The following is a 12,792-nucleotide window of genomic DNA, read 5'->3' as shown; positions in this document are numbered from 1 at the left end:
GATGCTCAATCAGCATGCCAACAGCACGTTCACGGAATTCGGACGAGTAACGTTGGGATGTTCTCTTATGTTCCATAGGGTCAACTCTATTTGAAGTTAGACCCTCCGGCAAACCCGGTGCGGTTCATAATTTAAAAAAACACAATCTTCAAATTAACAAGACATTATCCGGCTCGATATTCGTTTTAACTAATGCAGCATAAATCTTTTCACACTACTCACCTTTGGCAGAATTTTAGTAGTGATGTTTTTTCATAAATGAGCTGGGAGGCACTATGAAAAGATATGTTGAAAGTGTGCGCGAAGGTAAATTGGCGCGACGGGACTTTATCAAAATGCTTGTTGCTTGCGGGCTTACAGTACCGGTTGCGGGGCATATTCTGGCCAATGCTGGTATTGCAATGGCAGCAAGCCAATCCAGCTATCTTCCGACAAAACGTGGTGGTGGTGGCACACTGAAACTCCTGTGGTGGCAGGGGCCAACATTATTAAATCCGCATCATGCGTTGGGCACAAAAGATCAGGATGGCGCACGTCTGTTTTATGAGCCGTTAGCGGCATGGGATCCGGAAGGAAATCTCGTGCCGTTTTTGGCGGCAGAAATTCCGTCTGTTGAAAATGGTAGTGTCGATAAAGATGGCAAATTTGTTATCTGGAAACTGAAACAGGGCGTTAAGTGGCATGATGGTCAGTCCTTCACAGCGGATGACTGCGTTTTTAACTGGCAATATGCTTCTAACCCTGATGTAGCTGCAATGACCTCTGGTGCCTATGCAGGGCTTAAAGTCAGCAAAATTGACGATCATACAATCCGTATCGATTTTGATAATCCGACACCATTTTGGGCAGATGCCTTTGTTGGTACGCGCGGTATGCTGATCCCTAAGCATCATTATGAAAAATATAATGGTGCGAATGCAGGGGAGGCGCCAGCTAATCTTTCGCCGGTGGGCACAGGTCCTTATATATTTGAATTTTTCAGCCCTGGTGATGTTGTAAAAGGTCGTCTTAATCCTGACTACCATGAAGATAATCGACCTTATTTCGATGCAGTTGAAATGAAAGGCGGCGGCGATGCAGTTTCGGCAGCGCGTGCCGTATTGCAAGCCGGTGAATATGATTTTGCCTGGAATGTGCAGGTCGAAGATGCCTTGCTGAAACGCCTTGAAGCCGGAGGTAAAGGCACATCAGAAATCGTCCCGTCGGGTGATGTTGAAATTATTCAACTCAACATGACTGATCCGACTAAACAAGTGGATGGTGAGCGTTCCAGCATTGAAGCACCTCATCCGTTTCTCAGTGATCTGAATGTGCGTAAGGCCATTAATTTGTTGGTGGATAGGGATGCGCTTGAAAAGCATATTTATGGGCGCTCAGGCCCGGTTGCTAAAAATATGCTTAATAATCTGCCAAGATTTGAATCTCAGAACACAATGCACGAGTTTAGTATAGAAAAAGCAATTGCGCTCCTTGAGGAAGCCGGCTGGAAAATTGGTGCCGATGGTATTCGCAAGAAAGACGGCGTTAAGCTGAAACTTGTTTTTCAAACTTCCACCAATGCCCCACGCCAAAAAACACAGGCCATTATCAAGCAGGCTTTCCAAAAAGCAGGCATTGAAACTGAACTAAAATCAATTGCTGGTTCTGTCTTCTTTTCGTCCGATGTGGGCAACCCGGATACATATGGCAAGTTCTATGCAGACATGCAGATGTATACTACAACCATGCCTCAGCCGGATCCAAAGGACATAATGTTACAATTTCTAAGTAACGAAGTGTCCTCAAAAACGAATAAATGGCAGGGACGTAATATTTGCCGCTGGCGCAATGAGGAATACGACAAACTTTATGCGCAGTCGCAGAGCGAGATTGATCCAATTAAACGTGCGAATATGTTTATTCGTATGAATGATCTGGTGGTCAATGATGTTGTGATTATACCTTTGGTTTGCCGTAATAAGGTAGCATCGGTTATCAACGGTCTTTATGCACCCTTGAGCGGCTGGGACAGCAATCTTTGGATTCTAAAAGACTGGTATCGCACATCTTAGAACGGATTCTGGGGGCTTTATAAGCTTTCGATGAAGTATGCTTAAAGACAATCAATTAGAGCGCCTACCAAATCAACGTGAGAAGCGCTCTAAACGCCGGTTTGCCCGGACATTATCCTTTTTGGAAAAATCATGCTTAGTTATGTGCTCAGGCGGCTACTCGTCGCGATCCCGAGCCTGCTTGGGATCAGTATAATTCTGTTTCTTGTTTTAGCCCTTGCACCGGGTGATCCATTCGGGGAACTGGCTAGTAATCCTGCTATCCCACCCGAAACCCGTGAGGCTTTACGTATCAAGTTAGGATTAGATGATCCAATTTGGCAGCGTTATCTCAACTGGCTTTTTGCCATGTTGCAGGGCGACTGGGGATTTTCTTTTGTCAGTCGTGTGGATGTTGATACACTTATTTTGCAACGCCTTCCGGCTACGCTGCTGGTGATCGGTACGTCACAATTATTGGCGTTGCTGATCGCTTTTCCTGTCGGCGTTTATGCTGCAATTCGCCCTTATTCGTGGTTTGATCAAATCGCCAATACATCGGCCTTTGTTGGTTTTTCATTACCAACATTTTTCACAGGCATTGTTTTCATTTTGGTGTTTAGCATCACCCTCAACTGGCTGCCTTTTGTCTATCAGGGTGAGATTAACGCGACAGGCTTCGCATGGATATGGGGACATATAAAGCAGGCGATTATGCCAGTTGCGGTTCTCGGTCTTTTCCAAGCAGCCTCTTGGGTGCGTTTTATCCGTTCTGCGGTGCTTGAGGTTGTGCGCCTTGATCATGTGACCACAGCGCGTGCCAAAGGCATTTCCGAGATGGCAATCGTTATAAAGCACATTGTACGCAATGCTTTAGTGCCAGTCGTGACACTTATCGCGTTGCAAATGCCCGTTGTCTTTGGCGGTGCGATTGTCACTGAACAGATTTTCCGTATTCCGGGCATAGGTTCACTTCTGATCAATGCAATCCTTTCCAATGATACACCTGTCGTGATGGCTGTTACATTTGTATTCGCTTGTCTCGTCATCTTGTTTAATTTAATTGCGGATCTTCTTTATGGCTGGCTTGACCCTCGCATCTCCTTCCACTGACACTTCATCCATTGATCGCGTTTCACCGGCACGAGAATTTTGGTTGCGGTTTCGCCGCCATCGTCTCGCAGTATTCAGTGTATGGCTGCTATCGCTTCTGGTACTCGCTATCCTGTTCGTGCCTATGATCTGGAAGGTCGGTATTAATGAGATTGACTTTACCTCCACGTTGGAGGGGCCAACTGCGGCGCATCCACTAGGCACTGACGATCTTGGTCAGGATATTCTTGCGCGTCTTCTTTATGGCGGGCGTATATCATTAGCCGTGGGTTTTACGGCCATGCTGATGGCGGTTTTAGTTGGTACGATTGTTGGCGCTATCGCCGGTATTTCACGCGGCAGTGTGGATGCAGGTTTGATGTGGTTGACAGATCTTTTCCTCTCCCTACCGCAAATCCCGCTTCTCCTGTTGATGATTTATTTGTTTCGTGACCCACTGAAAGAAATAGCAGGCCCTGAAATGGGGATGTTTATTCTCATTGTTGTGGTGATCGGTGGGTTCCGCTGGATGCCGGTAGCACGACTGGTGAGGGCACAGTTTTTCTCATTGCGGGAAAAAGAGTTTGTTGAAGCGGCACGCGCATTGGGCGCTTCACCACTGCGGCAAGTTTTGCGTCATATTCTGCCTAACGCGCTGGGGCCAGTAATTGTTGCAGCAACTATTGATGTGGCTGCCGCGATCATTACGGAATCCACTTTGTCCTTTTTGGGTTTAGGTTTTCCGCCGGATGTGCCGACATGGGGACGTCTGCTTTATGATGCCAAGGATTATCTTGATGTGGCACCACATTGGGCACTGTTTCCCGGTGGCATCATTTTTATCACTGTTCTTTCTATTAATTATATCGGTGACGGTCTTCGTGACGCGCTAGATCCACGAAAGGTTGTCTGATGACTTTTTCTTCTGAACCTCCTTTGCTGGATATCCGCGGATTGAAAATCCATTTTCAAACGGATGCAGGTGTTGTGCAGGCTGTTGATGGCGTGGACATCAATGTACGCCGTGGTGAGACAGTTGCACTCGTTGGTGAATCCGGCTGCGGTAAATCAGTGACGGCACTTTCCGTTTTGAAGCTACTGCAAATGCCTCCTGCGAAAATTGCAGGCGGTGAAATTCTATGGCGCGGCAGAGATCTGGTGCCGTTAAAGCCAAAAGAAATGCGTGATGTGCGCAGCCGCGAAATCGGGATTATCTTTCAGGAGCCGATGACATCGCTCAATCCGGTTTATACAGTTGGTCAGCAGATTGCTGAAGTGGTACGCCAACATCAGAAACTATCACGTAAAGATGCATTGGATAGAGCTACAGAAATGTTGCGTCTTGTTGGTATTCCAACCTCTGAACGACGTGTGCATGATTATCCGCATCAGTTTTCCGGCGGTATGCGCCAGCGCGTGATGATTGCTATGGCTTTGTCTTGCGAGCCGCAATTGATTATTGCTGATGAGCCAACCACCGCACTTGATGTGACAATTCAGGCGCAGATCATGGACTTACTCAGTGAAATGCAGCAGCGGCTGGACATGGCTATTATGCTCATTACCCATGATATGGGGGTCGTTGCTTCATCCACGCAGCGCGTCGTGGTGATGTATGCTGGGCGTGTTGTGGAAGAGGCCGAAGTCGGTGCGCTTTTTGAACGACCACTCCATCCATACACACAGGGGCTTATCCGCTCCATTCCGCGGATCGACCGTAATCTGGAGCGTCAGGCTAAACTGGAAACCATTACCGGTTCAGTTCCCAATCTTCTGGTACCTCCACCGGGTTGCCGTTTTGCACCACGTTGTAAAGCCGCGAGGCCGGAATGTACGCAGGCTATTCCTCCCTTACGCGAGATTACACCCGGGCACAAAGTTGCCTGCGTTCAATACTGACCTTAGGAAATAAAATGACTTCCGAACCGCTTTTACATGTAAAAAATCTGGTCAGAAATTTTGATATCAAGACTGGCCTGCTACGCCGCACAACAGACAAAGTGCATGCCGTTGATAATGTGAGCTTTGATATTCAAGCGGGTGAAACGCTGGGGCTGGTTGGTGAATCCGGCTCCGGAAAATCAACGACTGGCCGGTGTGTTTTACGTCTTATTGAACCTACTTCCGGCGAGGTTCGCTTTAATGGTCAGGATGTAACTGCTCTTGATGCGCGTGAGTTGATTGCTTTGCGCCGTGATATGCAAATTATTTTTCAAGATCCTTATGCTTCACTTAATTCCCGTATGACCGTGGGGGCTGCGATCGGTGAGGCACTGGTCATTCATAATTTGGTGAAAAATAAAAAAGATCTGCAAGATCGTGTGATTGATCTTCTTGAAACGGTGGGGCTTAATGCCAGCCATCTGAAGCGTTATCCGCATGAATTTTCAGGCGGTCAGCGTCAACGTGTCGGTATCGCCCGTGCGCTTGCAGTTTCACCAAAACTGATTGTCTGTGACGAAGCAGTTTCCGCGCTTGACGTGTCCGTTCAGGCGCAGATCATCAATCTGCTGGGCGATTTGCAAGAGAAGTTCGGTCTTTCGTATCTTTTCATCGCGCATGATCTTTCTGTTGTCGAGCATATCAGTCAACGCGTAGCGGTGATGTATCTCGGTCGTATTGTGGAAATGGCTCCGGCCAGAGAACTTTATCAGCGCCCGTTACATCCTTATACCGAGGCCTTACTCTCAGCTGTTCCTGTACCTGATCCACGAGTAGCTAAAAATCATCAGCGTTTACAAGGTGAAGTGCCCAATCCTATCAATCCGCCTACCGGATGCCACTTTCATCCGCGTTGCCCAGTGCGCAAAGCTGTATGTAGTGAGAAGAGACCAGAATTTAAGCAGACTTCCAATGGTCATTGGGTCGCCTGTCATTTACACGATTGATAATTGGGTTCGAAAAGGGAGATAAAGATGACATTATATCAGCGTATTGCGCATTTTCATGATGACATGACATCATGGCGACAGGAAATACATCAATATCCGGAAACCAGTTTTGAAGAAGAAAAGACGGCGGCTTTCATCGCCTCAAAATTGGCTTCATGGGGAATAGAGGTGCATACCGGCATTGCTAAAACCGGTGTTGTCGGCATTTTACATGGACGTGGCAACGGTAGCCGGTCTATCGGTTTACGTGCTGATATTGATGCGCTGCCGATTGAAGAACTGAACGATCTGCCCTATCGCTCCAAAGTTGCGGGAAAAATGCATGCCTGTGGTCATGACGGACACACAACGATGTTGTTAGGGGCTGCTCGTTATTTAGCAGAAACCCGTAATTTTGATGGAATAGCGACCTTTATTTTCCAGCCGGCAGAAGAAGGCGGCGGCGGTGCTAAGGTCATGATGGATGAGGGGATTTTTGAACGCTTTCCGTGTGACAGTGTATGGGGTATGCACAATGACCCGCGCTTACCAGTAGGAACAATTGCTACCCGCGAGGGTGCAATGCTCGCAAGTGCCGATCTGGCAACCATCATCATTCGCGGTAAAGGTTCTCATGCGGCACGTCCTCATGAGGGGATTGATCCAATTGCTGTCGGTTTTCATCTATATCAAGGTTTACAACTTATCATCTCGCGCAATACGCATCCGATGGCACCAGCAGTGATCAGTGTATGTGAGTTTCATGCAGGTAATGCCATTAATGTCATCGCTAACACGGCCAGATTAACCGCAACTATCCGGACATTTGATCCTGAAGTACGCAGTCTGATTGAAGATCGTGTTAAAAGCCTTTGTGATGGGATTGCCGATGCTCATGGATGCGCAATTGATTTGACTTATGACAAAGGCTATCCGGCTTTGATCAATCATCCTGATGAAACAGATTTTGCAGGTGGTGTGGTTGAGGAATTACTTGGTGCAGACGGTTTGGCACGTAATGGTGAAGCCAGTATGGGCAGTGAAGATTTTGCCTATATGTTACAAGCTAAACCCGGCTCATTTGTGCGTATTGGTCAGGCTGTGACGGATAATGACTATGGTCTGCATCATCCGCGTTATAATTTTAATGATGCGATCTTACCGATCGGTGCAAGTTATTGGGCACGACTTGTCGAGCGGGCTTTACCGCTTGAGGGCTATGAAATCCAGCCATGAAAGCGCCAGCAGGCTGTGCTGGTAAGATACAACCCATTTGCGGTGAGATAAGCTAATAAATGAAACGGGTTTCTTGCAAAGTAATCCGTTTTTTAATGCTTTAATAATATTACATTTCAATGGCTTATAAAAATACAATTATAAACTTATGCTCTGACTAATACAGTATTATTTTTTTTGAATTGAAGCAATTAATGGAGTGGATATCACTTGCTTCAAGTGATTATAATTTTGAAATGAGACTATAAAATGCAGAGTGCGAACGGTTGTAAAGTCCTGATCATAGGTGGTGGAATTGTAGGGCTTACATCGGGGCTCAATCTTGCCAGAAGAGGATGTCAGGTCAGTGTGCTGGACCCGTGTCCGTCACCCGGCGGCGCATCTTATGGTAATGCAGGCATGATCAGCGCAGAGACATCTGTGCCGATTGCTCTTCCCGGCATGTTATCGCAAGTGCCCAAATGGCTATTAAATCCGAACGGGCCGCTTGTGGTGAATCCTGCGGATTTTCCGTCTGTCTTTCCATGGCTGCTGCGTTGGATCGATGCCAGTCGTTTGAAGAATGTACTGCGAATTTCAGAAGCAATGCGCAGCCTGCATAAACCATCTCTGGATCTTTGGAAAACGCTGTTAGGCTCAGAATTTGATGAACTGATAACACTCTGCGGCCAAATCCATGTGTGGAGTTTGGCGGAACAAACTCCATTGGCTAAATTGGAGGCTGAATTACGTGAACGACAGGGAATTGCCTCCAGATTGCTGACCCGAGGCGAACTTGATGATTTATGCCCCGGTATCTCACATGATGTGAAGCGGGCGATTTTTGTACCAGGCAATGCACAGACTGTTTCACCACAACGTTTGACGGAGACAATTGAACGTAAATTTCTTGCTGCGGGCGGCGAAAGATTACACGAAAAAGTACTGAAAATTGTTCCGTTGAATGGTCATGGCTTTATGATCTATACAAATTTGCGCCAACTCTCGGCAGATAAAGTGGTGATTGCCGCAGGTGTAGATTCATTGAAATTGCTCAAGCCACTGGGGATAAAAGTGCCTTTGACCAGTGAGCGTGGATATCACCTCACTCTTCGTAACTCCGGTGTCAATCTGATCAGCAGCATTTCCCATAAATCACGTTCTGTTGGTATTACATCTTTATCTGACGGTTTACGTATTGCGGGAACAGTGGAGATTGCCGCTTCGCATCGCCCGCCTAAAGAAGAGCGTGCGCTCATGCTACTTAACGACATTCAAGCTGTTTTTCCAAATGTAAAAAGTGATGACTTCAGCTGTTGGATGGGCTGCCGCCCATCATTTCCTGATAGCCTGCCTTTAGTAGATCACTGTCAGGAGATCCCGGGATTATTCTTTAATTTTGGACATGGGCATTTCGGATTGACCGGTAGTGTCGGTACTGCACTTTTATTGGCACAAATAATGATGGATGAACCAACATTTATTCCGGTTGAGCCTTATTCAAGAAAGCGCTTCAATTTGATGTCTGGCTGAACAGATATTCTATTTTGTATATCCGGGTTGAGGCTGTAAGAGGCTTTTCAATGGGACGTGATCCCGTATATTGTTTTACAGTTTCTACCACAGAGAGATACATAATGAATCTGCGAGATCCTCTTAAATTTAGGCATATTGAAGGGTTTCGCGCCATTATGTTTACCGGTACGGTAACTGGGGCTGCTGCTATCTTAAATGTCACACAACCGTCCATTAGTCAGTTGCTGAAAGAGATTGAGGAAATTGTTGGTTGCCGTTTGTTTCATCGTAATGCAGGAAGGTTAATTCCCTCCAAAGAAGCTGAGCGCCTTTATCAAGAGATTGACCGTTGTTATACGGGTATTGATCATATCAATACGTTTGCGAAAGGTCTTACGACTAGCCGCAGTGAGGTTTTGTCCATTGCTACAATTCCAAGCGTTGCTCTCGCTTTTTTACCCCTAGCTTTAAGTCAGTTGCATATGAAACTGGAAAATGTGCAAACAAAAGTTATCGCGCGCCACTCAAATGATGCGGTGAAACTGGTTTCTAGCCATAAGGCTGATATAGGCTTTGGGACTTTACCACTTAATGCCCCAGGGATTGTATGTGAAAAATTCAGCACGCATCCATTGCTCTGTGTCATGAACGTGGATGACCCACTTGCAAAAAAACAGAGTATAAAAATTTCGGATCTCAATGGACAAAACTATATACGTTCTTCACCTTTTGAGGGCGTGCAAGATATTATGGATAAGAGCTTTCTTGAAGAGAATTGCCAACCAAATCTGGTGTCAGAAATTACTTTGTCCAGTTTGGCTTGTGGCGTTGCAAATGCAGGTGTTGGTATCGCGGTTGTTGATCATGGCGCGGTTGCTCCATATTTGAAGATGCCTATAGCGATAAGACCATTGGAAACTGAAAAAGCATCGGATTATTATGCCTATTGGCGTAGAGATAATTCTGCATCGAATACTGTAAGCATGTTTTTTGATGAAATGGTTGAGTCAGCAAAAATATTTCATGAAAATTTAAGATCGGTTAGTAATAAATTTTATGGCGCTGAAATTAAATTTATGAATGACTAGTGTTGGATCCTGATCTGCCCGCATCGGGTGGTCCAAGTTTAATGTTAATGCATATTTGACTTGCCCGCGTTGAAGATATGTCATCTGGTCAATCCTTACGGCGGCTTCGGGTGCTGGTGGAATATAGTTCAGTGATGAGTGCGGACATACAAATGTAGTAGGGCAGTCTCCGGCCTTAGATGATGCTCTTTGCCACTTAGAGTACGGAGATTTTCTCCGTCGAGTAGCTCGTCGCGGAGTTTGGAATTGAAACTGCCGCAATAGCCCGTTCTCCCATGGTCTGAGGGTATAATGTAGGCTGTCTTTTCATGGACAAGCGCAACCCCCTCCCTTAAAGTCTTGGCGATGATTCTGGGTCATTATCGGAACGAATATGGCTATGCATTCCGCACAAGATGAACAGGTCTGTCAGGACGTCGATGATATCCACAGCCTTTAGCTTTCTCTCAACTCTGATGGCTAACCATATTGGAGAGCGAGTGCTGTTACGTCGGCAGTCAATGCCGATTCATCATCTGGGGTCATGAGATTTTTCGTTGCTTGGAGCGGTACTGTCCGAGAATCTGGCATGAACGTCGTTCGAATACATCCGAATTTGCTGTGACATTAAACACACATCGGCGGCGAGCAGAGCTCGAAGGCGGGCAGATTCTTCGGCTAAAAGCGATTATAAGATATTTTTCTTAAAGTGCCATAGTGAGCCGCACCGGGTTTACCGGAGGCCATTTCGTTTAAGTTACGCAGCAATTGCTGCTTCGTCCAGCCTGGCGTAATACTGCTCCTCGGCTTCGACCGGTGGTATATTTCCGATGGGCTCCAGGAGACGTCGGTGGTTGAACCAGTCGACCCATTCCAAGGTAGCGAATTCGAACGCTTCGAAGCTCCTCCATGGTCCGCGTCGATGAATGACCTCGGCCTTGTAAAGACCGTTGATCGTTTCTGCGAGGGCGTTATCGTAACTGTCGCCGACGCTTCCGACAGATGGCTCGATACCTGCTTCTGCCAGCCGCTCGGAATAACGAATGGATACGTATTGAACACCGCGATCCGAATGATGTACGAGGCCGCCGCCATGAGTAGGACGCCGATCATGTAGAGCCTGCTCCAGTGCATCGAGGACAAAGCCTGTATGTGCCGTCCGGCTCGCTCGCCATCCAACAATACAACGGGCGAAGACGTCGATCACGAAGGCCACGTAGACGAAACCCTGCCAAGTAGCGACATAGGTAAAATCCGAAACCCACAGCCTGTTTGGTGCAGCAAGGCTTCCGGTATGGTGTGACCCTCACACAGATCGACCAAACACGTGTCTTTCCCCGGATCTGTCCACCATCCTGAACGCTTTGCGGTGAGGCTGCGTCTCGAAGATGTTACGTGACCCAAGAAGGGCCTGACCGCTTGGTCTCATGACTGTCCTGTCCGTACATTCTTTCCGATAAGGCTTATTTACTCAAAAGCCGGAAAGGATAATAGCATGGCCAAATCCACACAAACATGCCACGTTATCGGCGATGTCGACACGCACAAAGATCTTCACGTTGCTTCTATCGTAAACCACGAAAATCGGGTGCTGGGGACGCAAAGTTTTGCGACTACACGCCAGGGTTATAGGCTGATGCTGGTTTGGATGCGATCGTTTGGCGAGCTGCAGCGTATTGGCATTGAATGCACCGGTAGTTATGGGGCAGGCCTTTTAAGATATATGCAAAACGCGGGCGTGGATGTCCTCGAAGTAACAACTCCAGACAAACAAGACCGCAGACGGCGTGGCAAGAACGATGATTTTGATGCGCAAAGTGCGGCTCATGCAGCTTTCGCAAACCGACGCACAGTGACCCCGCGAAGTCGGAATGGCATGGTGGAATCCCTGCGAGTGCTCAAAACCTGCCGTAAAACCGCTGTCCAGGCGCGCCGGATCGCGCTGCAGATAATTCAGCATACAATCGTGTGTGCGCCTGATGTGCTGCGCGAGACCTTACGCAAAATGACCCGCATGCAGTTAATCAGGGTCTTGGCGACATGGCGACCAGATTTGACGGCTTATTGAGATGGCGAGGAAGCATATAGGATAGCGCTTAAATCACTGGCGCGGCGATATCTCGAGTTGCACGATGAAATTGCCGACCTGGACATAATGATAGAGACCCTCGTAAGAGAATTAGCGCGCAGGTCACTCGATAGGATTGGATAGCGCAGCCCAATTGCTGTTGACCGCAGGCGATAATCCAGAGCGCCTCAAATCGGAAGCCAGTTATGCTGCTCTGTGTGGTGTCAGCCCGGTTCCCGCTTCGTCCGGTAAGACTATAAGACATCGTTTGAACAGAGGCGGAGACCGTGCGGCGAACAGTGCCTTACATATCATCTCAATCGGGCGCTTAAGGTTGGATCCAAAGACGAAAGAATATGTTGCACGCCGCGTATCCGCGAGCCATTCAAAGCTCGAAGCGATCCGTTGTCTCAAACGATACATCGCACGCGAAATCTTCAATATTATCACGCGACGGCACAAACAGATTAATCAGGTTCAAATTGCCACTTGGCAGGGTTTCGTCTACGTGGCCTTCGTGATCGACGTCTTCGCCCGTTGTATTGTTGGATGGCGAGCGAGCCGGACGGCACATACAGGCTTTGTCCTCGATGCACTGCAGCAGGCTCTACATGATCGGCGTCCTGCTCATGGCGGCGGCCTCGTACATCATTCGGATCGCGGTGTTCAATACGTATCCATTCGTTATTCTGAGCGGCTGGCAGAAGCAGGTATCGAGCCATTTGTCTGAACCGCACCGGGTTTGCCGGAGGGTCTAACTTCAAATAGAGTTGACCCTATGGAACATAAGAGAACATCGAAACGTTATTCGTCCGAATTCCGTGAACGTGCTGTTGGCATGCTGATTGAGCATCTGAGTGAGTATACGAGTGAAACTGCTGCACTTGTGGCTATTTCTAATAAGCTCGGCTGTTCTGCCGATAGTCTTCGCAGTT

The 12,792-nt window shown here is 47.5% G+C and carries 8 protein-coding genes and 3 pseudogenes; 10 read left to right on the top strand and 1 reads right to left on the bottom strand.

Annotated features, from left to right (window positions below):
- Positions 1-275 precede the first annotated feature (275 nt).
- The 8 genes from ABDZ76_RS17005 (at position 276) to ABDZ76_RS16970 (ending at position 9,810) form a co-directional block, all read left to right on the top strand.
- Positions 276-2,051, top strand: coding sequence for a peptide ABC transporter substrate-binding protein (locus ABDZ76_RS17005; RefSeq protein WP_343808371.1), 1,776 nt, complete (start codon positions 276-278; stop codon positions 2,049-2,051).
- 132 nt (positions 2,052-2,183) lie between these two features.
- Entirely contained in the window at positions 2,184-3,143 is a 960-nt protein-coding gene (locus ABDZ76_RS17000) for an ABC transporter permease (protein WP_343808368.1), read from the top strand.
- On the top strand, positions 3,109-4,035 hold the full coding sequence (locus ABDZ76_RS16995) for an ABC transporter permease (protein ID WP_343808365.1): 927 nt from the start codon (positions 3,109-3,111) through the stop codon (positions 4,033-4,035). Before ABDZ76_RS17000 ends, ABDZ76_RS16995 begins: the two co-directional genes overlap by 35 nt.
- Complete coding sequence (locus tag ABDZ76_RS16990; RefSeq protein WP_343808362.1) at positions 4,035-5,021, top strand: ABC transporter ATP-binding protein; 987 nt, start codon at positions 4,035-4,037, stop codon at positions 5,019-5,021. Before ABDZ76_RS16995 ends, ABDZ76_RS16990 begins: the two co-directional genes overlap by 1 nt.
- 14 nt (positions 5,022-5,035) lie before the next feature.
- Positions 5,036-6,010: an ABC transporter ATP-binding protein gene (locus ABDZ76_RS16985; protein ID WP_343808359.1), complete on the top strand. Its 975-nt coding sequence runs from the start codon at positions 5,036-5,038 to the stop codon at positions 6,008-6,010.
- 27 nt (positions 6,011-6,037) lie between these two features.
- Entirely contained in the window at positions 6,038-7,228 is a 1,191-nt protein-coding gene (locus ABDZ76_RS16980) for a M20 aminoacylase family protein (RefSeq protein ID WP_343808356.1), read from the top strand.
- A gap of 249 nt (positions 7,229-7,477) precedes the next feature.
- Positions 7,478-8,740, top strand: a complete 1,263-nt coding sequence (locus ABDZ76_RS16975) for an NAD(P)/FAD-dependent oxidoreductase (protein WP_343808353.1) — start codon at positions 7,478-7,480, stop codon at positions 8,738-8,740.
- 104 nt (positions 8,741-8,844) lie between these two features.
- Positions 8,845-9,810 (top strand): LysR family transcriptional regulator, encoded by a 966-nt coding sequence (locus ABDZ76_RS16970; RefSeq protein ID WP_343808350.1) that lies wholly within the window; start codon positions 8,845-8,847, stop codon positions 9,808-9,810.
- A gap of 736 nt (positions 9,811-10,546) precedes the next feature.
- Here ABDZ76_RS16970 and ABDZ76_RS16965 read toward each other — a convergent pair.
- A pseudogene (locus ABDZ76_RS16965) lies at positions 10,547-11,065 on the bottom strand (IS3 family transposase); the annotation flags it as partial.
- A gap of 219 nt (positions 11,066-11,284) precedes the next feature.
- Between ABDZ76_RS16965 and ABDZ76_RS16960 the strand changes: the two are divergent.
- Positions 11,285-12,344, top strand: a pseudogene (locus ABDZ76_RS16960) (IS110 family RNA-guided transposase); the annotation flags it as partial.
- Positions 12,339-12,584, top strand: a pseudogene (locus ABDZ76_RS16955) (DDE-type integrase/transposase/recombinase); the annotation flags it as partial. The pseudogenes ABDZ76_RS16960 and ABDZ76_RS16955, both read left to right, overlap by 6 nt.
- Positions 12,585-12,792 lie beyond the last annotated feature (208 nt).

It is taken from the genome of Paenochrobactrum glaciei (genome assembly GCF_039522165.1).
GTDB classification, from domain to species: domain Bacteria; phylum Pseudomonadota; class Alphaproteobacteria; order Rhizobiales; family Rhizobiaceae; genus Paenochrobactrum; species Paenochrobactrum glaciei.
This window is presented reverse-complemented; position numbering and strand designations above follow the sequence as displayed.